At 64.1% G+C, this 19,421-nt stretch carries 20 protein-coding genes and 2 riboswitches; of the genes, 6 read left to right on the top strand and 14 right to left on the bottom strand.

Annotated elements, in window-relative coordinates:
• Window positions 1-23 precede the first annotated feature (23 nt).
• The 9 genes from ACF8GF_RS06810 to lpxO form a co-directional block, all read right to left on the bottom strand.
• Window positions 24-458 (bottom strand): pseudoazurin, encoded by a 435-nt coding sequence (locus tag ACF8GF_RS06810; RefSeq protein WP_176683871.1) that lies wholly within the window; start codon window positions 456-458, stop codon window positions 24-26.
• 17 nt (window positions 459-475) lie between these two features.
• A complete protein-coding gene (locus ACF8GF_RS06805) occupies window positions 476-1,264 on the bottom strand; it encodes an ABC transporter ATP-binding protein (protein ID WP_176683985.1) in 789 nt (262 codons plus the stop codon).
• Window positions 1,265-1,269: 5 nt separating this feature from the next.
• Entirely contained in the window at window positions 1,270-2,286 is a 1,017-nt protein-coding gene (locus tag ACF8GF_RS06800) for an iron ABC transporter permease (RefSeq protein ID WP_176683870.1), read from the bottom strand.
• Window positions 2,286-3,296, bottom strand: coding sequence for an ABC transporter substrate-binding protein (locus ACF8GF_RS06795; protein WP_392488660.1), 1,011 nt, complete (start codon window positions 3,294-3,296; stop codon window positions 2,286-2,288). Before ACF8GF_RS06795 ends, ACF8GF_RS06800 begins: the two co-directional genes overlap by 1 nt.
• A 111-nt stretch (window positions 3,297-3,407) precedes the next feature.
• A riboswitch (cobalamin riboswitch) is annotated at window positions 3,408-3,606 on the bottom strand.
• Between the two features lie 28 nt (window positions 3,607-3,634).
• Entirely contained in the window at window positions 3,635-4,801 is a 1,167-nt protein-coding gene (locus tag ACF8GF_RS06790; protein WP_176683868.1) for a DUF1624 domain-containing protein, read from the bottom strand.
• 109 nt (window positions 4,802-4,910) lie between these two features.
• Window positions 4,911-7,037: a TonB-dependent receptor gene (locus ACF8GF_RS06785; RefSeq protein ID WP_392488659.1), complete on the bottom strand. Its 2,127-nt coding sequence runs from the start codon at window positions 7,035-7,037 to the stop codon at window positions 4,911-4,913.
• A gap of 108 nt (window positions 7,038-7,145) precedes the next feature.
• Window positions 7,146-7,354: riboswitch (cobalamin riboswitch) on the bottom strand.
• Window positions 7,355-7,448: 94 nt separating this feature from the next.
• On the bottom strand, window positions 7,449-8,018 hold the full coding sequence (locus tag ACF8GF_RS06780; protein WP_392488658.1) for a GNAT family N-acetyltransferase: 570 nt from the start codon (window positions 8,016-8,018) through the stop codon (window positions 7,449-7,451).
• Between the two features lie 78 nt (window positions 8,019-8,096).
• Window positions 8,097-8,441 carry a carboxymuconolactone decarboxylase family protein gene (locus tag ACF8GF_RS06775; RefSeq protein ID WP_101196548.1) on the bottom strand — a complete coding sequence of 115 codons (345 nt, stop codon included), beginning with the start codon at window positions 8,439-8,441 and terminating at the stop codon, window positions 8,097-8,099.
• A 119-nt stretch (window positions 8,442-8,560) separates the two neighbouring features.
• Entirely contained in the window at window positions 8,561-9,460 is a 900-nt protein-coding gene (lpxO, locus tag ACF8GF_RS06770; protein WP_021782806.1) for a lipid A hydroxylase LpxO, read from the bottom strand.
• Window positions 9,461-9,618: 158 nt separating this feature from the next.
• Between lpxO and thpR the strand changes: the two genes are divergently transcribed.
• Window positions 9,619-10,164, top strand: a complete 546-nt coding sequence (gene thpR, locus ACF8GF_RS06765) for an RNA 2',3'-cyclic phosphodiesterase (RefSeq protein WP_176683866.1) — start codon at window positions 9,619-9,621, stop codon at window positions 10,162-10,164.
• 27 nt (window positions 10,165-10,191) lie between these two features.
• Here the strand turns inward: thpR and ACF8GF_RS06760 are convergent, their stop codons facing one another.
• Window positions 10,192-11,097: an AraC family transcriptional regulator gene (locus ACF8GF_RS06760; protein WP_176683865.1), complete on the bottom strand. Its 906-nt coding sequence runs from the start codon at window positions 11,095-11,097 to the stop codon at window positions 10,192-10,194.
• A 181-nt stretch (window positions 11,098-11,278) separates the two neighbouring features.
• Between ACF8GF_RS06760 and calA the strand changes: the two genes are divergently transcribed.
• Window positions 11,279-12,331 (top strand): vanillin reductase, encoded by a 1,053-nt coding sequence (calA, locus tag ACF8GF_RS06755; RefSeq protein ID WP_392488657.1) that lies wholly within the window; start codon window positions 11,279-11,281, stop codon window positions 12,329-12,331.
• A gap of 110 nt (window positions 12,332-12,441) precedes the next feature.
• On the opposite strand, the gene ACF8GF_RS06750 is transcribed toward calA, so the two are convergent.
• Window positions 12,442-13,758 (bottom strand): hypothetical protein, encoded by a 1,317-nt coding sequence (locus tag ACF8GF_RS06750; protein ID WP_176683863.1) that lies wholly within the window; start codon window positions 13,756-13,758, stop codon window positions 12,442-12,444.
• A 205-nt stretch (window positions 13,759-13,963) separates the two neighbouring features.
• Here ACF8GF_RS06750 and ACF8GF_RS06745 point away from each other — a divergent pair, with 205 nt between their 5' ends.
• Window positions 13,964-15,163 (top strand): sugar transporter, encoded by a 1,200-nt coding sequence (locus tag ACF8GF_RS06745; protein WP_176683862.1) that lies wholly within the window; start codon window positions 13,964-13,966, stop codon window positions 15,161-15,163.
• Window positions 15,164-15,196: 33 nt separating this feature from the next.
• On the opposite strand, the gene ACF8GF_RS06740 is transcribed toward ACF8GF_RS06745, so the two are convergent.
• Genes ACF8GF_RS06740 through ACF8GF_RS06730 form a run of 3 tightly spaced genes read right to left on the bottom strand, consistent with a single transcriptional unit; the run spans window position 15,197 to window position 17,634 of the window.
• The gene (locus ACF8GF_RS06740; RefSeq protein WP_021782800.1) at window positions 15,197-15,781 is read right to left on the bottom strand and encodes a LysE family translocator; all 585 of its coding nucleotides are present in this window, start codon (window positions 15,779-15,781) and stop codon (window positions 15,197-15,199) included.
• A gap of 50 nt (window positions 15,782-15,831) precedes the next feature.
• Entirely contained in the window at window positions 15,832-16,662 is an 831-nt protein-coding gene (locus ACF8GF_RS06735) for an AraC family transcriptional regulator (protein ID WP_101196125.1), read from the bottom strand.
• A 48-nt stretch (window positions 16,663-16,710) separates the two neighbouring features.
• A complete protein-coding gene (locus tag ACF8GF_RS06730; protein WP_101196124.1) occupies window positions 16,711-17,634 on the bottom strand; it encodes a LysR family transcriptional regulator in 924 nt (307 codons plus the stop codon).
• A 103-nt stretch (window positions 17,635-17,737) separates the two neighbouring features.
• On the opposite strand from ACF8GF_RS06730, the gene ACF8GF_RS06725 reads away from it, so the two are divergent.
• The 3 genes from ACF8GF_RS06725 (at window position 17,738) to ACF8GF_RS06715 (ending at window position 19,417) form a co-directional block, all read left to right on the top strand.
• A complete protein-coding gene (locus ACF8GF_RS06725; RefSeq protein WP_014591578.1) occupies window positions 17,738-18,391 on the top strand; it encodes an oxygen-insensitive NAD(P)H-dependent nitroreductase NfsB in 654 nt (217 codons plus the stop codon).
• A 142-nt stretch (window positions 18,392-18,533) separates the two neighbouring features.
• Complete coding sequence (locus ACF8GF_RS06720) at window positions 18,534-18,983, top strand: antitoxin Xre/MbcA/ParS toxin-binding domain-containing protein (RefSeq protein ID WP_176683859.1); 450 nt, start codon at window positions 18,534-18,536, stop codon at window positions 18,981-18,983.
• Window positions 18,980-19,417, top strand: a complete 438-nt coding sequence (locus ACF8GF_RS06715) for an RES family NAD+ phosphorylase (protein ID WP_176683858.1) — start codon at window positions 18,980-18,982, stop codon at window positions 19,415-19,417. Before ACF8GF_RS06720 ends, ACF8GF_RS06715 begins: the two co-directional genes overlap by 4 nt.
• The last annotated feature ends 4 nt before the right edge of the window (window positions 19,418-19,421 follow it).

The raw sequence follows: 19,421 nt of genomic DNA, 5'->3' as shown, positions 1-19,421 counted from the left end.
CGTGAGCGACCCGAATAGCTGGCTCATTGCCCAGCTTCGAGCTTTTGCAACTGTGCGGCAAAGCGGGCTTTGGCCCGCGCCGGCAAGCTGGCCGGCAATTCGGCGGCAGGCGCGTCACCGACCTGGATCACCATGACCATGCCCATGGCCACGTGCGGAATGCATTGGATACCGTACACGCCCGGCACGCTGAAGGTGTGCTCGAACGGCTGGTTCAGCCTGCTCTTGAACGGCTCGGCCCCGGTGGGTAGCAGGCCCGCCACGCTGGCGGCATTATGCCCGTTCTGGGTCGGCAGGAAGCGAACGCTGTCGCCGGGTGCAATGCGCAAGTGGTCGGGCTCGTAGACCATGGCACCGTCGCTGCCACGGTTGAGCATTTTCACTTCATGCACTTCGGCCAGTGCGGTCGGGGCATGCAGGGTGCTGGCGAGCAGCAGGGCGACAGGGCGCAACAGCATGGGCAGGGCTACCTGGTTCAGGGGGCGCGAAAGCGCAGGATGCGCGCGCCGTCGAAAGGGTCGGTGAGGTAGTGGGCGTGGACGCCGAAGGTGCTCAGCAGGCGCTTGGCGGTAAGCACTTCGAAGGGTTTGCCAAGGGCGACCAGGCGGCCCTTGTCGATGACCGCGACACGGTCGCAGGTCAGTGCCTGGTTGAGGTCATGCAGCGCTACCAAGGTGGTAACCGGCAGCGCCTGCACTTGTTGCAGCAGGCTCAGCTGATGCTGGATGTCCAGGTGGTTGGTCGGCTCGTCCAGCAGCAGCACCTGCGGCCGTTGGGCCAGCGCGCGGGCGATGTGTACACGCTGGCGCTCGCCACCGGACAGCGACCCCCACAGGCGCGTGCGCAGGTGCAGGGCGTCGAGGTCGGCCAGGGCTTGCTCGACGATGGCGCAGTCTTGCCGGGAGAACGGTGCCAGGGCCGAGAGCCACGGCGTGCGGCCCAAGGCAACCGCGTCGAACACACTGATCGCATCGAGGGTGTCGGCCTGTTGCTCGACCAGCGCCAGCGCTTGGGCAACACGGCGGCGGGGCATCTGTGCCAGTGGCTCACCCATGAGCTGCACGCTGCCGCAGGCCGGTTTGCGCAGCCCTGCCAGCAACTTCAGTAGCGAGGATTTGCCCGAGCCGTTAGGGCCGACGATGCCCAGGGTTTCACCGGCGACAACGCTGAGGTCGATATCGCTGAGCACGGTATTGCCGGCCAGTTGCAGCCCCAGCCCATGGCAGGCCAGCGGAGGGATGCGAACTGCTGTCATGGCGGTCATGGCGGTCATGGGCGCCCCCGACGGCTGACCAGAATCAGCGCGAATACCGGGGCACCGATCAGCGCCGTAACCACGCCCACCGGGATCACCTGGCCGGTGATCAGTGTGCGCGAAAGAATATCTGCCGCAATCAGGAACAGTGCACCGCCCAGTGCGCTGGCGGGCAACAGACGGCTGTGCCCGGGGCCGAGCAGAAGGCGCAGGGCATGGGGTATAACCAGCCCGACAAAACCGATGGCGCCGACAATGGACACCATCACCGCCGTCACCAGCGCTGCACAACTGATCAGCAGCAACTGGGTGCGCCGCACCGGGATGCCCAGCGAGGCGGCCGAATCGGTACCGAAGGTGAAGGCATCCAGCGCACGGCGGTGCCACAGGCACACCAGCAAACCGAAAATCGCCACCGGCACAGCCAGCCACACCGAAGGCCAGCGCACGCCGCTCAGGTTGCCCAGCAGCCAGAACAGGATACCGCGCGCCTGCTCGGCGGTGGCCGACTTGGTGATCAGGAAGGCGGTCAGTGCATTGAACAGTTGCGAGCCGGCGATACCGGCAAGGATGACTTGGGCATTGTTGCTGCTGGGGCCGGCCGCGCGGGCCAGCACCAGTACCAAGGCGAATGCGGCCACGGCACCGATGAAAGCCCCTGCGGACATGCTTAATGCCAGGCTACCCAGGCCCAGCAGGCCGACGAGTACCGCGCCGGTCGAGGCACCGGCAGACAGCCCCAGCAAGTAGGGCTCGGCCAGTGGGTTGCGCAACATCGCCTGCAGGATGACACCGCAGGTGGCCAGCCCGGCGCCACAAGCGGCTGCGACCAGGGTGCGGGTCAGGCGGTAGTTCCAGACGATGCCGGCGTCGATCGGGTCCACCGGGTAGGCGGCTTGCCACAGGTGGTTGGCCAGCACCTGGCCGACCACGCTGGGCGACAGGTTGGTTTCGCCGATGGCGGTGCCGGCCAGCAGGGCGGCCAACAGGGCGCCCAGGGCAACCGCGATGCAGGGTAACAGGCGGATCATCACGGGGCTGCTTTACCGCTGGCGAAGGCCGTGGAGAGCGTCTGCACGCCCCGGAACAGGCGGATGCCGGCCTGCATGGCGTCGGCGTCGAGGATAATGATGCGGTCGTGCTTTACCGCGTCCATGTTGCGGGTTACTGGATCACTGCGCAGGAATTCGAGTTTTTTCTGGTAGTCGTCGGCGGGGAAACGGCGGCGGTCCATGCGTGCGATGATCAGCCAGGTCGGATTGGCCTTGGCCAGGGTTTCCCAGCCAACGCTTGGCCATTCTTCGCTGGACTCGACCACGTTGCGCACACCGAGGGTGCGCAACATGAAGTCGGCGACACCCTGGCGGCCGGCCACATAGGGGGCGATGTCCAGGTCGGCGCTGGAGAACCAGAACAGCGCCGAAGTTGCCGACAGGTCCTTGCCGGCCAGTTGTGCCCTGGCGCTGTCGAGGCGCCCTTGCAACTCGGCGTTCAGTGCTGCGCCGCGGTCCTGAACGTCGAAGATCTCGGCCAGTTGGCTGACGCTCTTGTAGATGCTGTCTACCTGGAACGCTTGCAGGCGGGTGCCGTCTGCACCGACCAGGTTGTCCTTGCCCTCGCAGTCCGATGGCAGCACGTAGGTGGGGATCTTCAGTTCATCGAACTGCTCGCGGGTGGCGACCACGCCCTGGGCACCGACCATCCATTCGAACTGCACCGCGACCAGCTGCGGGCGCTTGCCGACCACCGCCTCGAAGCTGGGGTCGTTGTCGGCCAGACGCGGCACCTTGGCGTTCACCGCCTGGTATTCCGGCAATACGTTGTTGAACCACAGCGACGTGCCCGCCAGCTTGTCACCCAGCCCCAAGGCATAGAGCAGCTCGGTTCCGGCCTGGCCGATGGTGACGGCGCGCTGCGGTGCCTGGGCAAAAGTCTGCGGCTTGCCGCAGTTGTCGACCGTCAGCGGGTAGTGGGTAGCAGCGGCCTGGGCCAGGCCGGTGAGGCCTAGGCCCGCGAGCAGGGTGGCGAAACGGGGCAGCATGCTGGGCGATCTCCTATCGGACAGTTCTGGTGAGGAACGCACGGACAGGCATCGCCAAGCCCCCAGCGGGTGGCTGGGGCAACACGGATGGCCAATCCCGGACACCCCGCCGGTTGGTGAATGAAGGCCGGCAGGTCTCCTGACTGGTGCGTCACGGCCCGGATCCCGCCTTCCCGGGCGGTAGGCCCAGTGGCATCGATGGAGCAGGCTCGGCACCTACAGTTGCGGGGGCAGTTCCGATTGGCCTGTATTGGCAGGCCTGGGATTCCCTGTTAGTTCCATGGTGGAAACCGGCGGCCCGCATGGTAGACCATCGCGCCGCCAGGTGAAAACGCTTTTCAGAAGTACTTCAGCCAACGGATGTCGCGGCGACGCTGCTTCAGGCGGGCGAACCCGCGCACTGGCAGGTACAGCGAAACCGCCAGCAGCACCGCGCCCAGCCACACCGCTGCAATACCGTCGAAACCGAAGTAGTCGCCATGGTTGAGCCCGAACAGCGCCACACAGGCCAGGTACAGCAGCTTCAGCACATACAGGTGCAGCAGATAGAAGAACATCGGTGCCGCACCGAACACTGCCAGTGCAGTGATCCAGCGCGCCTGGCCGGCCCGTTCGAACGTGCGCAACAACAACAGGCCGCAGCCCAGGGTCAGGGTCAGGAACAGAAGCGACGGTGGGTATTTGGTGATGTTGAAGAAGCTCATCAGGGTTTGCGTGAAGGTTGGGTAACCGCTCCACGGTGCCTCACCGTAACCGTTGAACATGCGCAGCAGGATAAAGCCAAGCAGCGCGAGCAAACCGGCCACCAGCAGGTGTTGCTGGCGTTGTCCGGCATCGCTGCCGCGACCGAACCAGGGCCCCAGGCCGTAGCCCAGGGCGATGACGCCGATCCACGGCAGCACCGGGTACGACGTGCGCAGGTGCAGGTTCTCGGAAAACGCCAGCCAGCCACGATCATGCAGGATTGCCCACGGCACATGCAGGGCTGACTCTACGCCGAAGTGCACGCCGTCGAGCAGGTTGTGGCCGGCGACGATGATGGCGCCCAGGGCGAGCAGCGCGGCGCGTGGCAGCCACACCAGCAGCGACAGGGCGATCATGCTGACGCCGATGGCCCAGATCACTTGCAGGTAGATCACGCTGGGGGGCAACTGGAAGGTCCAGGCGAAGTTGACCAGGGTGAACTCCAGCAACACCAGGAACAGCCCGCGTTTGAACAGGAAAGCCGAGACGTCGCCACGGCCCTGATGCTTCTCGCCATACAGCCAGGCCGATAGGCCGGTCAGCAGGACGAACACAGGCGCACACAGGTGGGCGAGGGTGCGGCTGAAGAACAGCACCGGTTCCGTGGTGTCGATGGCCATGGGGTCGCTGACCTGGCGGTGCAGGAGGAAAGTCTCGCGGACATGGTCCAGGAGCATGAACAGGATCACCAGGCCGCGCAGGGCGTCGATGCTCTGCAGCCGCTGGGTGATCAGAGTGGGCGTGGCGATGGCGCTTGTCATGGGTGAACGCTAATAGTAATGAATGTCATATAAAACGTTATCTTATAACTAGCCGGTGACGGGTTGGTAGCGGTTTTTGTGCTATCCGTGCCGTGAAGAGGTATTCAGGTCAGAAGCTGTAATCCACCGTCGCGAAGTACGACCGCGGCATCCCCATCAACCACTGCTGCCCGCTGAACGCCGACTGCACATACTCGCGATCGAACAGGTTGTTCAACTGCAACCCCAACTTCACATCCGGCAACACCTGCCAGGCGATGTTGGCATCGACCACGGTGTAGCCGGGGGCGCTTTGGGTATTGGCGGTATTGGCATAACGCTCATCCACATAGCGCGCCCCCAAGCCGGCCTCTACCTGCTGGCCGAAGCCTTTGCTCAACCAAAGGTTGGCGGTACGCCGTGGCACGTTGGCTGGCCGGTTGCCTGCGCGGTCCTGTGGCAGGCCGCCGACCATTTCGTCGAAGTCGTCGTACTTGGCGCGTACCAGCGATGCATTGGCCGACACCTGCCACTGATGGGCCAGGGCCAGCTCCAGCGTCGCTTCCAGGCCATCGGAGGTCTGCTGCCCGGCTTGTTGCTTCTCGTGCGTGATCGGGTCGTCGACCAGCAGTTTTTTCTTGACGATGTGGTAGGCGGCAAGCGTCCATTCGCCACGCCCCTCCCAAAAGCGCTGCTTGATGCCGGCCTCGGTCTGCTTCGCCTCGGTCAGGTCATAGTGCATCTGTGCGGGGCTGAGGCTGATGAGGTTGTTGACCCCGTCCTCGCTGGTTGAGTACTGGCCGTACAACGACAGGTCGTCGTTGAGTGCAAACACCAGCCCGACACGCCAGTTGCCACCTTGCAGGCTACGATCGCTGCGGCTGTCGTTGGTCAAGTTATTGCGGTCGATGTGGTTCTGGTCGCGACGCACGCCGGTAACCAACGACAGGCGATCGCTCAATTGCAGGCGGTTTTCGGCAAACAGGGCAAAGGTATGGGTGGTCGAGAGCGTTTGCGGCCGCAACGGCGAGGCGCTATGGAACCCGCCGGGCTGTGGCTGCCACGGGTCGATATAGTCGCCGCCGACATCGTTGTAGGGTGAATTGCTGTCGACGTTGAATCGCACCTTGTTGTACTCGGCACCGAGCGCGGTCTTGCTGGCCAGGCCGAACAGGGTGTGGTCGAAGGTGAAGGTCTGGCGGTCACCGAACTGTTCCTGGTTGTGCTTGATCTCCAGGTAGCTGCCGCGCAGCAGCTGCTGACGCCCGCTGTCCCAGCTGTAGTCCTCGGCGTTGCGCCAGTGACGGCGGCTTTTGATGTAGTACAGCTGGTTGCTGGCGCTGAGCTGGTCGTTCAGCGCCCAGTCGGTCGTGAGCCGGGTCCATTCATCAACGTACTGCTGCACGTCGTTCTGTACGTTGTAGTTCTTTTTGCGCAGGCTGCTGCGGTAGTGGCCGTCGATCAGCGGGGTGCCGTAGTAGTTGGCAGGTTGTGCATCGCCGCGATCATGGGCCAGCGTGAAGCTGAGGTCGTCACTGGCATCGAAACGCAGTGCGGCACTCAGGGCCAGGCTACGTGAAGCGGTGCGGTCGACCCAGCCATTGCCGGCCTGCTGGTTCAGCGTCAGGCGGTAGCTCAGGCGCTCGCTGAGGCTGCCGCCGCTGTCCAGGCCGAGCTGCTGGCGGTCCCATGAGCCGTAACCCAGGCGCAGGTGGTTGCGCACCTCGCCGGCAAAAGGTTTTTTCGGGATCACGTTGATCACCGCGCCGGTGGCGCCTTCGCCATGCAGTACCGAGGCCGGGCCGCGAATCACCTCGATGCGTTCGACCATCCACGGGTCGACCGGGAAGGTCTGGGTGCCGGCACCGGTGTACAGGCGCGCGCCGTCGAACAGGGTCATCACCGAGCTGTGGCCGGCAAAGCCGCGGGCAGACAGGCCTGTACCGCCGTCCCCCGGTGAGCCGACGAAGGTAATGCCCGGCGAACGGGTCACTGCATCCTGCACCGTGAGGTTGTTGCGCTGCTGAATCTGCCGTTCGCTGATACTGCTGGTGCTGGCCGGTGTTTCCAGGGCGCTGAGGCCAAGGCGCGAGCCGGCCTGGGTCGGCGTGGCCAGGTCGATGGCGCGGCTGTCGAGGGTGTCGGTGATGGCCGTGGAAGGCAGGGCCAGAGGCTGCGGCTCGGGCTCATCAGCCAACGCCGGCAGGGCGACGGCCAGGCAGGCCGCCAGGGGGGGAAGCTTGAACATACGGGACATGTCGTTCCACTGCTGCAGGAATGAAGGGATCCCGGTGGAAAACACGCAAAGGCGAACCATGCAGGCAGGCGCGCGCACGGATTCCGGCCTGCGCCCGCCCACCGCGGGTTGCCAAATGAAGCTCCAGGCCGGTCTCCGGGCTTGCGAGGGGCATGAAACCTTCACCTTCCCATGCTTGAGCACAGTGGTATCTCGAAGGATTCGCTCGCTTACCGTTGCGGGGGCAGCACCGGACTTGTCGTGGGCAACACGACGCACCGGTTTCCCGTTTCACCCTGCGCGCGGCGGCGCAGGGCACCTGAAACTGGCGCGCATCTGACCACTGAAATGCTGGGGCGTCAAATGTGGGTGTGCTGTGAATGTCGCGAAAAAATCAGGTTGTGAGTTTGAAGGCAGGCTTGCCTGTACAGGCTAGCGCCCGCGGCGTCGCGATACCCGTGCCTCGATGTTCTTGCGCCCGATCAGCAGCGGCGGCTTCTCCACCACCGGCTCATCCGCCAGCCACTTGTACATCACCAGGCAGTCCACCAGCCCCAAGCGGGCATGACGGTAGGCCTTGGGCAAACGGCCGACTGTTTCAAAGCCCAGCTTGTGCCATAGCGCCACGGCCACTTCGTTGCTGGCTACCACCGAGTTGAACTGCAAAGCCAGAAAGCCTTCCTGGCGCGCCAGCTTTTGCGAGTGCTCGCACATCAAGCGCGCCACGCCCCGGCCGCGCGCCTGTTCGCAGACCATGTAGCCGCAATTGCCCACATGCGCACCAGGCCCGGCAGCATTGGGCTTGAGGTAATACGAACCCAGTAGCTCGCCATCTTCTTCGGCCAGCAGCGTGTGCAAGGGCAGCTCCAGCCACAGCTGGCGGGCCTGCTCGAAGCTCAGGGCCGGGTCGAAAGCGTAGGTTTCACGGGCTTGGACAATGGCCTGGAAGGTGGGCCAGAAACGATCAAAATCGTCCGGCATCATGGGGCGAATGTGGATCATGCGGGTTCCTGCGCGGGGTGAGCCGCCCAGTCTGGGTGGCGCGGCGCCGTCGCGCAAGGGCGACGACGCCGTTTGTGCTCAACCGTTGGCCTTGCCCACCGCGTCCATCGCGCGGGCCGAGTACACCAGCGCGGCACCGGCGTTCATGGCCACGGCCACGCCAAGGGCCTCGGCAATTTCCTCGCGGCTGGCTCCCTCTTTGACGGCCTGCTGCGAATGCACGGCGATACAGCCGTCGCAGCGGGTGGTCACAGCCACGGCCAAGGAGATCAGCTCGCGGGTCTTGGCATCCAGGTGGTTGGTTTTGGCGCCTGCACCGCTGGCGGTCATGTAGCCGGCTACGGTGTCGGGTGAGAGTTGCTTGAGATCGCCGATGCCGGCCATCAACTGCTTACGGTAGGCGTCCCAGTCCATCATGCTCATCGTCTTCACCTTGGGGTGGTTGCGAGTGGAGCTTTCAGGCTAGTCGAAGCGTGGCACGTGTGAGGCGGTACTTTGGTTGGTAAACGCAGGTCACTCGTACAGTGGCCTGCGTTGAGCCTTCAGATGTAGATGAACACCAGCACCAACGCCGCGACCACTGCCCATTTTTCCAGGTAGTAGCGCATGCGGTTGCGCTTTTTCAGCGCCTTGCCACGCTCGCGGATCTTGTAGATGCGGGTGAACAGGCGGTTGATGCCACCGGTCTTGTCGCTGGCGTCGTTGGGCGCAGCGGCAGCGGCCATCACGTTGCGGCTGAACCAGCGGTTGAACGCAGTTGCCCAGCGGTACTTGAGCGGGCGTTCGACGTCGCAGAACAGGATGATGCGGTTGTGCTCGGTGGTGTTGGCCGCATAGTGGATGTAGGTTTCGTCGAAGATGACCCCCTCACCATCGCGCCATGCGTATTTCTCGCCGTCCACGTCGATGTAGCAGCCGTCGTCATTCGGTGTGTCCAGGCCCAGGTGGTAGCGGTACGAGCCGGCATACGGGTCACGGTGGCGCACCAGCTTGGCACCGGGTGGCAGGGTGGCGAACATGGCGGCCTTGACCGTGCCGATGCCTTGCAGCAGCTCGGTCGTGCGTGGGCAAAGGGCCATCGCCGACGGGTGGCTTTCGCCATACCACTTCAGGTAAAAGCGTTTCCAGCCGGTCTTGAAGAACGAGTTGAAACCGACGTCATCGTAATTGTCGGACTTCTTGATTTCACCGACGTGCAGCAACTGGCGGCCTTCCTCGCGGATCTCCTGCCAGTGGTCCTGCAGCGGTTTCAGTTCTGGAAAGGCCTCGACCGGCAGGTAAGGCTTGGCCGGGTGTTTGGAGAACAGGTACAGGAAACTGTTGATCGGGGCCAGGAAGCTGGAGTGGTCGCCCAGTTGGCGAGTCAGCTTGTGGCGAACCCGACCGCGCAGGTGAACATAGGCGATCGAGAGGACGAAGATAAGTACGAGAGCAATTTTCATGGACGTTTACTGGTCGAAGAATGGCCATGCGCCAGGGCATGAGCCCGCCAGCATAAACAATCATGGGGGTAGTTTGTACTGATTGTTACGAAACTGTGGGGCGACATTGGTGTAATACCCTACAGTCTTGCGCAAACGTTTCATGTCAGGGAGTTAGTATGGTTCAGGATATACGCCCCAGTGGTAGCCCGTTCAAGCGGCTGTTCTTCGCCTTGCCGGTCAGCGACGCCCAGCGCCGTGACCTGGCCCAGTGGCGGCGAGGGCTGAACCTGCGCAGCGGCAAACCGGTGCCGGCAGCCAACTTCCATGTCACGCTGCTGTTCCTCGGTGATGTGGACGCCGCGCAGGTGCCTGCGATTTGCGCGGCGGTCGACCAACTGGCGCTGCCAGCCTCGGCGCCGCGGCTGTTGCTCGACCGTTTGCAGGTGTGGCAACGGGCCAGCGCCCTGGTGCTGGAGGCGCAGCAGGTACCACCGGCCCTGTTGCAACTGGTGTACGGTTTGCAGCAGGCGTTGCTGCCGTTGGGGGTGGAAGCGGCCAAGCGGGAGTATCGACCGCACCTGACGCTGTCCAGGGATTACCGCGGGCAGCCGCCCGAGGCCAGCAGCGCGCCGGCGTTTTACCTCACCACGCGACACTTCACGCTCTACGAGTCGCGCAAGGGGGCTTACTGGCCATTGGCGCAGTGGCCGCTGGCGGACTGACCTGCAGGGGCCGTTCAGGTCAGGCGATTACACCGGCAGGCTCTGGTAAGGCAGTTCATCCCCCGGGCTACGTTCGAACTGACGCTTGTACTCGCGGCTGAACTGCGAGGTGCTCTGATAGCCCACCCGGTGCGCAGCCTGTGCCACGCCCAGGCCTTCGCCAATCAGCATCTGCTGCGCCTTGAGTAGCCGCAAACGCTTCAGGTACTGCATCGGCGCCATATCGGTGCAGCGCTTGAAATGTTCGTGGAAGGTGGAAACGCTCATGTTGGCACGCGTAGCCAGTGCCTCCACGCTCAGTGGCTCGCTGTAGTGCTCGCGCAGATGGGCGAGGGCGGCGCCGATGCGGGCGAAGTGCCCCTGTTGCTCCACCAGTGCCCGCAGCACACCGGCCTGGGGGCCGCGCAGGGCGGTGTACAGCACTTCGCGTACCCGCGCCGGGCCCAGCACCTTGGCGTCCAGCGGGTCGTGCAGGCAGCGCAGCAGGCGCTCCACGCTTTCGCGCATGGGCGCATCCAGTGCCGCCGACGTCATCGATTGCGGGGTTTGCGCCTGCACTTCAGCGTCCGGTGCCAGGCCCATGCTCTGCACCAACTCGCCCAGCACGCCACGGTCGATGCCCACCGCCACGCCCAACAGCGGCGCCTCGCGGGTGGCAAAGGTTTCACACATGAACGGCACCGACAACGCCTGCACCAGGTAATGCCCTGCACCGTACTCCAGCGTACGCGGCCCCAGGCGCGCCAGTTTGCTGCCCTGGGCCAGGATCATGAGGCTGGGTTCGTAGATCTGCGGGCTGCTGGCCACATAGTGGTCCCAGCTCAGCACCTGCACCTGGGGCAGGTGCGTGGGCACAAAGCCTGGGCGCGTGGCGAGGCTGCGGATCAGTGCGCAAAGCGGCGCATTGGCATCGACGTGACGGGTCAGTTGCATGGTGGACCAAGGGCAGAGAATCAGACACCTTGATCATCGCAGATTGAGGGCGTGGCGCCAGCTACGGGTTGGCATCTTCGTAGAATCAGGCATGCATGCCGGAGAATCAGCCGTGGGCGAGGCGGCAAACGGCGCGCAGAATGCGTCGCCTGAATCGTTTCACTTCACTGCGAGGCCCTGCATGTATACCGCCATCGGTTACGCCGCTCAAACCCCCACCAGCCCTCTGGCCCCCATGACGTTCCAACGCCGCAGCCCGCGCCCGGATGACGTCGCCATCGACATCCTGTACTGCGGCGTGTGCCACTCCGACATCCACCAGGCGCGCAACGAATGGGGCATTGCCGTGTACCCGCTGATGCCGGGCCACGAGATCATCGGCCGGGTCACGGCGGTGGGCGACAAGGTCACCGCGTACAACGTCGGTGACCTTGTGGGCGTTGGCTGCATGGTCGACTCGTGCCGTACCTGTGAAGCCTGCGCCAAGGACCTGGAGCAATACTGCCTGGAAGGCCCGACCATGACCTACGCCACCCCGGACCGGGTCGACGGCAGCAACACCATGGGGGGGTACTCCAGCAGCATCGTGGTCAGCGAGCACTTCGTGGTGCGCATACCGGCCGGCATGGACCTGCCCAGCGCTGCACCTATTCTGTGTGCCGGCATCACCACCTATTCGCCGCTCAAGCACCATGGCGTTGGCCCCGGCCACAAGATCGGCATCCTCGGCATGGGCGGCCTGGGCCACATGGGCATCAAACTGGCCAAGGCCCTGGGGGCGGAGGTGACCCTGTTCACGCGCTCTCAGGCCAAGGCCGAGGAAGCGCGCCGCCAAGGGGCCGACCATGTGATCGTCTCCACCGATGCCGAGCAGATGCGCGCCGCTGCCGGCCGTTTCGATTTCCTGCTCGACACCATTCCGGTGCAGCACGACCTCAACCCGTACCTGGAAACGCTGAAGTTCGACGGTGTGCACATCCTGGTCGGCCTGATCGAACCGATCGACCCGGCATTGCATGCGGCCAACCTGGTGATGAAGCGCCGGGTGCTGGCGGGGTCGTTGATCGGGGGGATTGCCGAGACTCAGGAAGTGCTGAACTTCTGCGCCGAGCACGACATCCGTTGCGATATCGAGATGCTGGATATCCGCAACATCAACCAGGCCTATGAGCGGATGATTGCCGGTGATGTGAAGTACCGGTTCGTGATCGACATGGCCACGTTACAAGGCTGATTGATTGGTTGCCTGTACGGGCATCTTCGCGGGCAAGCCCGCTCCTGCACAGGGGTGATGTAGGGCTTGCTTGCGGTGGGGGAGGCACAGGCAGCAACGATGCAGCCGTTTTACCAGGCCATCGGCTTGTCCCAGCCCTTCCAGAACAGCCATCGCCGCACCTCGCCGTGCGCGCCGGTACCGATCTGCCACTCGGGCCGCCCGCTATCCAGCGCAATCACCGAAATAACCCCCGCATGGCTCGCCGCCACCAGCGTTTGCCCGTCGGCGCTGATATCCATCGCACTGATGGTCGATCCCAGGTAGTGCTGCCAGTGCTCCGTACCCTTTTCGCCAAACGCCCGCAGGTAGCCATAGGCATCACCCACAATGTACTCGCCATCGCGCGCAACCCCTGCATACACCCTTGCGCCATCCTGCACCAGCGGGGTACGCGGGTCCTGGCTGTAGTAATCGGTATCCAGCCCGTGCAGGTCTGCCACCCTCACGGCCAGCGTGGCACCGCTGTAGAAATGGCAGGCATTGACGATCAACTGGTCACCGGCGCGGTTGAACAAGGCAAAGTGCGGGTATTCGCTGCCCGGGCCGATGTGCGCCAGCGGCTTGAGCTGTTCGTCCAGAACAAGGTGCCGGCTGCCTTGCTCACCCACGACGATCAGCCGGCCATCCGCCGACACTGCACCATGCTCCATGCTCAGCCCCAGGCTGATATCGTCCGGGTCGGTGCCCTCGGCCAGCTCATCGAGCACGCGTGCCTGCTGTGGCAGCAGGCGGGTCGCACCTTGGGTGGCCAGCACGAAGATACCTTCGGCACTCACCAGCAGCACGCGCTGGCCATCGGGGAAGGGGATCAGCGCGGTCGGTGTGGGCGGCAGGTCGAACGGCTCGAACGGGTAACCTGGCGGTAACCCCTCCAGCCCGGTGGGCCAGGCCAGGCGTTGCACTTGCGGGCCGCCCCAGCCATCGGTCACCCGCACGCCCTCGGCATTGGCCAGGGCGAAATAGCGCCGCGCCGGGCAGCGGCCAAAGTGTTCGATGCCGATGACCGGGGTTACCCCATGGTGGTCGATACGCACCACCTGGCCCTTGTCGTATGGCATGCCGATGCGCGCCAGCAGGCTGCCATCTTCCAACAGCAGGACATTGCAGATGCCTTGGCCGTGGTCTTCGAGCAACGGTATCAGGGGGTGGTGCGCCGGTGGCCAGGCGTCGCGGAATGCCTGGCGCTGCTGTTCGTCGATGTCAGGGCGGTTGGCTGCCTGCAGGGCTGCCAGCCACGCGTCGAGCAGGTGTTTGGTGGTGGGTGCCTGCGGCTCTTCGAGGTTGTCCCAGCCGTGCGCACGGCCCTGCGCGACATAGTCGTTGACGGCCTGGGCATAGGCGGTAACTGCCTGCTGCCACTGCTGCTGGGGGGGCTGCTTGTCCATGAGCGGATCGGGCTCCTTGTTGCACACGCGTTTCATACAAAGTGCGCATGGTACTCCTTCTGCCTGTGCTGCGGTTGTGAGGCCCCCGCTTGACGCGTACCATGCCGGGCATTCCTATCCATAACAAAACGTACGTTGGCACCCCGGCAAGCGGGTCGCTGGCGTGCGATTTGTTGCGTTGCCTGCGGAGAAGCAGTTTCCACCCATGAACGAACCCATACCCACGCACCTGCCGCCCACAACAGGCAGCGGCAGCTGGCTGAGCGTCATCGCCCTGGCCTTGGCGGCCTTCATTTTCAACACCACCGAGTTCGTCCCGGTGGCGCTGCTCAGTGACATTGGCCGCAGCTTCGACATGAGCACTGCCCAAGTCGGCCTGATGCTGACCATCTATGCCTGGATCGTGGCGCTGGCCTCGTTGCCCATGATGTTGCTGACCCGCAACATCGAACGGCGGCGTCTGCTGCTGTTCGTGTTCCTGGTGTTCATTGTCAGCCACTTGCTGTCGTGGCTTTCGCAAAGTTTCGCCATGCTGCTGGTCAGCCGCATCGGCATTGCCCTGGCGCATGCGGTGTTCTGGTCCATCACCGCCTCGCTGGCGGTGCGTGTGGCGCCGCCGGGCCAGCAGGCCAAGGCGCTGGGCCTGCTGGCCACCGGTACTACCCTGGCCATGGTCCTGGGCATCCCGCTGGGTCGTGTGGTGGGCGAGGCACTGGGCTGGCGCATCACGTTCCTGAGCATTGCCGGGGTAGCGCTAGCCACCATGCTGTGCCTGATGAAATCGCTGCCGCTGCTGCCCAGCCAGAACTCCGGTTCGTTGCGCAGCCTGCCGGTCCTGTTCAAGCGCCCGGCACTGGTCATTACCTACTTGCTGGTGACGCTGGTCATTACCGCGCAGTTCACGGCCTACAGCTATATCGAGCCATTCGCCCTGCACGTGGCGCAGATCGGCGGCGACCGTACCACGCTGTTGCTGCTGTTGTTCGGCGGCGCCGGGGTTTTTGGTTCGTTGTTGTTCAGCCGCTACAGCGATCGCTTCCCGCATGGCTTCCTGGTGGGTTCGATCGGAGTACTCGCCGCGTGCCTGTTGCTGATGTTGCCGCTGTCGGGCAATTTCTATGCGTTCGCAGTGCTGAGCATGTTCTGGGGCGTGGCGATTCTCAGCTTCAGCCTGGCGCTGCAGTCCAGGACCCTGAAGCTGGCGTCCGACGCCACCGATGTGGCCATGGCGCTGTTCTCGGGTATCTACAACATCGGCATTGGCGGTGGTGCGCTGCTGGGCAGTATCGTCAGCAGCCAGATGAACGTGGCGGATATCGGCCTGGTGGGCGGCAGCGTGGCAGTGGTCGGGCTGGTACTGGCCGTTGCCAGTACCCGGCGTTTTCGCGAGGCGTTGGCACCTTGAGCCGAGGCCGCCCCTTGCCGGTCAAGCAGAGACTCAGGCCAATACTGCAGCCCATGCCGATATCAACAAAACCCCCGCCAACACCTGATTGAACACCCGCAACCGCCCCGGTGCCTGCAGCCACCGGGCGCTCCCCACCCCCAACACCGCCCATGCGGTCATGCTCGGTAGAGCGATCAGCCAAAACACCAGCGCCAACTGCCACACTGGCAACGACGGCGCGGCAAATACCCCGACCACCGCCACGGCCATCAACCACACCTTGGGGTTCACCACCTGCAACGAGGCCGCGCTGAGCGCACTGAAGCCTGGCGCCGTGGTCGTGTGGAGCGGGGTGGCGGCACTGCGCAGCATCTTCCACGCCAGGCTGGTCAGCCACAGCACCCCGGCCCAGCTCATCAGCTGTTGCGCCAAGGGGTGACGCAGCAGCAGTTCGCCCAGCCCCAGCCCGACGAGCAGCACAATGGCTGCTGCCGCGCCACACGCCGCCACGATCGGCGCCAGGCTTGCGCGCAGGCCCCGGCGGGCGCCATGGGCCAGGATCAACAGGTTGGTCGGCCCCGGGCTGATGCTGGACACCAGGGCGAACAGAATGAAGGGCAACAACGACTGCGACATGGTTCAGGGCTCCGTAAACGCGGAGCACCATGCTCGCTGCGTGCCGGCACTCAGTCTGGAAGGTTTGAGCAGCGCCTGCGGTAGTCAGCCGGGGTTAACTGGTAGGCGCGGCGGAACCAGCGCCCCAGGTGGCTCTGGTCGGCAAAGCCCAACGCCACGGCCACTTCAGCAGGTGTCTGACCTTGGGCAAGCAGGCGCCGCGCGCGGGCCAGGCGCAGCTGGATCAGGTAGGCATGGGGTGCAATGCCGAACGCTGCCTTGAACGCACGGGTCAGGCGAAAGCGGTCGATGCCGCAGGCCTGGGCCAGGTCTTCCAGGCCGATGTCGCGCTCCAGGTTGGCGTGCAGGAAGTCCCGCGCACGCTGTGCGGTCAGCGGCAGGCGCGGGTCGGGATTGATGCGGCGGCGCCAGTGCAGGTGACGGGTCAGGCAGGCCAGTAAATCGTCCATGGCCGTTTGCCTGACGATGCGCAAGTCCTGATCATGCACGGCCTGGAAGGCCTGGGCGGTGGCCCGCGCCAGACGTTCGTCATGGCACAGGGTGTCGGCAAAGCTGGGCAGGCTGTCGCCTGGCGCGTGCTCGTACAGCGCGCGCAGCTGTTGGTCGAGCCAGGCGGGCTCCAGGTACAGCGTCGAATAGGTGAAGCCTTCTTCGGTGGGCGCCAGGCCATCGTGGATGTCGCCAGGCTCAAGTAAAAACACCTGCCCCGGCGTGCTGCGGTGGCGCACCCGGCGGCAGTTGAACTGCTGCACGCCCTGCTCGGTCACGCCGACCAGGAAGCTGTCGTGCCAGTGGGGGTCATAGGCATGCCCGACAAAATGCGCCCGGACCGACTCGATGCCGGTGTCGGCGTCTTGTTTGAAGTCGATCCAGTTGCTCATGGACGTGTACCGTGGGGTAAATCGCTACCTTAGCGCAACGCCCCCGGCTCAGTCTGGAACGATTGTGCAGCCGTTGGTCAGTGCCCGGGCGCGCAGGGCCTCGAAGCGTTCGCGTAGCCACAGGTGCAATTGCGTCACGGCAGGCGTGAGTTGCTTGCGATGAGGGCAAACCAACGTGAGCGGGGTAGACTCGCCGAGCAATTCGGGCAGGACGATTTCCAGTTCCCCGGCCGCAATATTGGCGCTGACATCCAGCCACGACTTGTAGACGATACCTTCCCCCTGGATGGCCAGGCGGCGGATGACGTCGGCATCGTCACTGACCAGCGGCCCACGCACCTGCACGGTGCGATTACCCAACTGCCACTTGTCGTACACCCGGCTGTGCTGCATGTAGAGCAGGCAGGCATGCTGTTGCAGCGCGTCGGGGGTGAGTGGGCGGCCGTGGCGGGCCAGGTAGTCGGGCGAGGCCACCAGCACTCGGCGGTTCCATTCGGCCAGCGGCAGGGCGATGTAGTTGGCATCCTGATTGAGGCCATAGCGGATGGCCACATCCACAGGGTCGCGGTTGAGGTCGGCCATCTGGTCGGACAGGAAGAAGCGCAGTTGCAATGCCGGGTGGTCGCGGCGGAAAGCGCTGAGCCAGGGCAGCAGCATGTTGCGGCCCATGTCGGAAGGGGCCGACACCTGCAGAGTGCCGCGCAGGCTATTGGGGTTGCCATGCAGATCTTCATGGCCCTGGCGCAGGCTTTCCAGCACATTCAGCGCGGTTGGCAGGTAGCGCTCGCCCTCGGCGGTCAGGCGCAGGCTGCGGGTGGTGCGGGCGAACAGGCGTACATCCAGGTCGCGTTCCAGGCGTTTGATCGCGGCAGCCACCTGGCCCGGCAGCAGGCCTGCTTCATGGGCGGCGGCAGTGAAGCTGCCCAGCACGCTGCTGCGGGCAAACAGTTCGAGGTCGGTGATGCGCAGCATTTTCATTCCAGGGATGAAAGTGTTGTTACATTGTGCCGCTTTTTCTTTTTTGCTGGAAAGATAAGATGCGCGGCACATCCACTGTTCATTCCGGAGTTGTCGCATGGATACCGTATCGCTGGCCAAGCGCCGTTACACTACCAAAGCTTACGATGCCTCACGCCGCATTCCCCAAGCCACTGTCGACGCCCTGCTCGAACAACTGCGCCACAGCCCGTCGTCGGTCAATTCCCAGCCCTGGCATTTCATCGTCGCCGACACGGCCGAAGGCAAGGCCCGCCTGGCCAAGAGCACGGCGGAGGGTTATGCCTACAACACGCAGAAGCTTCTCGATGCCTCGCATGTGATCGTGTTCTGCACCCGTACCGAAATGACTGAAGAACACCTGAACGCCGTGCTCGATCAAGAGGCTGCCGATGGCCGTTTCCGTGATGAGCAAGCGCGCGCCGGGCAAAACCAGAGCCGCCGTCACTATGTCAACCTGCACCGCTTCGACCAGAAGGATGTGCAGCACTGGATGGAAAAGCAGACCTACCTGGCGTTGGGTACTGCCTTGCTGGGTGCGGCAGCGCATGGGCTGGATGCCACGCCGATCGAGGGCTTCGACAGCAAGGTCCTCGATGCCGAACTGGGCTTGCGTGAGCGTGGGTTCACCAGTGTGGTGATCCTGAGCCTGGGTTACCGCAGCGAGGCGGACTTCAATGCCGGGCTGAACAAGTCGCGGTTGCCGGCATCGCAAGTGTTCACCTTCCTGTGAGGTTTCCGGGGCCGCTTTGCGGTCCTGGCAATGCTGGCGGTCAATCTGGCAAAGCCCTGGCTTCGATTGCCCGCCCCGGCAAACTGGCAATGACCCGGCATATACCGCATACTTATCGGCAAATACCGAAAAGGAGCGTGCCATGCTTGCCGAAGTGCTTCGCGACAACGGTTACCACGAGTACCGGGCGCGCCTGCAGGCGCTGCTGGACATTCCCGAGCTTGCCAGCGACTTCGAAATTCACACCCGCATCACCGATGGTTTTGCCGCCACCTGGTTGGTGAAACTGACCGAAGGCGGTGTGCTCACGCCGGTGGAGCGCGACCAGATCATCCCGCTGCGCACGCTCAAATCCCGTATCGAGCGTGACCAACCGCTGACCGTGGATGAGAGCGACCGGCTGTTCCGCTCGGCCCACATCACCGCCATGGCCGAGGCCGTGTTCGGTGAAGCGGGCAAGGCCAAGCGCTGGCTGTCCAAGCCCAAGGAACGCTTCTCGGGGCTGACGCCGATGCAGATGCTCACCACCCAGCAAGGCACCACTCAGGTCGAAGAAATGCTGCTGCAGATTGCCGAGGGCTATGGCCTGTGATTTTGTGGCGAATCAGCGCCTATGCAGACTTGAGCGGTACGGGGGGCTTGCGTGTAAGTGGCCGCTGGCACCAGGCGGGTCGGCCGGTGGTGTATGCCGCCACCAGCCCTCCCGGGGCGATGCTGGAAGTGTTAGTGCATCTGGAGATCGACCCGGAGGATTTCCCTACCACCATGCGCTTGCTTCGCATCGAACTGCCTGACACGGTTTCCCAGGCGCAGTTGCCCGCTTTGCAGCCCGGCTGGTCTGCCCACCCTGAGTTGACCCGTACGCTGGGCAATCGCTTTCTGGATGACTGTTCGGCATTGCTGCTGCCGGTGCCAAGCGCGATCATGCCCAGCACAACCAATTACCTGTTCAACCCACGGCACCCGCAGGCGCAGAGCGCGAAAATACTGGTTGAGGATTTCACGCCGGACAGCCGCCTGTTCTAGGGCG

Origin of the sequence: Pseudomonas sp. yb_5, assembly GCF_043103865.1 — a bacterium.
Classification (GTDB): domain Bacteria; phylum Pseudomonadota; class Gammaproteobacteria; order Pseudomonadales; family Pseudomonadaceae; genus Aquipseudomonas; species Aquipseudomonas putida_Y.
Note: the sequence above shows the minus strand (reverse complement) of the source record. Positions and strands in the feature narration are given on the sequence as shown.

What these genes read in the sequence shown, in the direction of transcription:
- ACF8GF_RS06785 (WP_392488659.1), bottom strand. Translation starts at nt 7,037, where the DNA reads ATGTCCCGTATGTTCAAGCTTCCCCCCCTGGCGGCCTGCCTGGCCGTC.
- calA (WP_392488657.1), top strand. Translation starts at nt 11,279, where the DNA reads ATGTATACCGCCATCGGTTACGCCGCTCAAACCCCCACCAGCCCTCTG.
- ACF8GF_RS06760 (WP_176683865.1), bottom strand. Translation starts at nt 11,097, where the DNA reads ATGCAACTGACCCGTCACGTCGATGCCAATGCGCCGCTTTGCGCACTG.
- ACF8GF_RS06800 (WP_176683870.1), bottom strand. Translation starts at nt 2,286, where the DNA reads ATGATCCGCCTGTTACCCTGCATCGCGGTTGCCCTGGGCGCCCTGTTG.
- thpR (WP_176683866.1), top strand. Translation starts at nt 9,619, where the DNA reads ATGGTTCAGGATATACGCCCCAGTGGTAGCCCGTTCAAGCGGCTGTTC.
- lpxO (WP_021782806.1), bottom strand. Translation starts at nt 9,460, where the DNA reads ATGAAAATTGCTCTCGTACTTATCTTCGTCCTCTCGATCGCCTATGTT.
- ACF8GF_RS06805 (WP_176683985.1), bottom strand. Translation starts at nt 1,264, where the DNA reads ATGACCGCCATGACAGCAGTTCGCATCCCTCCGCTGGCCTGCCATGGG.
- ACF8GF_RS06795 (WP_392488660.1), bottom strand. Translation starts at nt 3,296, where the DNA reads ATGCTGCCCCGTTTCGCCACCCTGCTCGCGGGCCTAGGCCTCACCGGC.
- ACF8GF_RS06775 (WP_101196548.1), bottom strand. Translation starts at nt 8,441, where the DNA reads ATGAGCATGATGGACTGGGACGCCTACCGTAAGCAGTTGATGGCCGGC.
- ACF8GF_RS06810 (WP_176683871.1), bottom strand. Translation starts at nt 458, where the DNA reads ATGCTGTTGCGCCCTGTCGCCCTGCTGCTCGCCAGCACCCTGCATGCC.
- ACF8GF_RS06780 (WP_392488658.1), bottom strand. Translation starts at nt 8,018, where the DNA reads ATGATCCACATTCGCCCCATGATGCCGGACGATTTTGATCGTTTCTGG.
- ACF8GF_RS06740 (WP_021782800.1), bottom strand. Translation starts at nt 15,781, where the DNA reads ATGTCGCAGTCGTTGTTGCCCTTCATTCTGTTCGCCCTGGTGTCCAGC.
- ACF8GF_RS06725 (WP_014591578.1), top strand. Translation starts at nt 17,738, where the DNA reads ATGGATACCGTATCGCTGGCCAAGCGCCGTTACACTACCAAAGCTTAC.
- ACF8GF_RS06750 (WP_176683863.1), bottom strand. Translation starts at nt 13,758, where the DNA reads ATGGACAAGCAGCCCCCCCAGCAGCAGTGGCAGCAGGCAGTTACCGCC.
- ACF8GF_RS06790 (WP_176683868.1), bottom strand. Translation starts at nt 4,801, where the DNA reads ATGACAAGCGCCATCGCCACGCCCACTCTGATCACCCAGCGGCTGCAG.
- ACF8GF_RS06720 (WP_176683859.1), top strand. Translation starts at nt 18,534, where the DNA reads ATGCTTGCCGAAGTGCTTCGCGACAACGGTTACCACGAGTACCGGGCG.
- ACF8GF_RS06730 (WP_101196124.1), bottom strand. Translation starts at nt 17,634, where the DNA reads ATGCTGCGCATCACCGACCTCGAACTGTTTGCCCGCAGCAGCGTGCTG.
- ACF8GF_RS06745 (WP_176683862.1), top strand. Translation starts at nt 13,964, where the DNA reads ATGAACGAACCCATACCCACGCACCTGCCGCCCACAACAGGCAGCGGC.
- ACF8GF_RS06735 (WP_101196125.1), bottom strand. Translation starts at nt 16,662, where the DNA reads ATGAGCAACTGGATCGACTTCAAACAAGACGCCGACACCGGCATCGAG.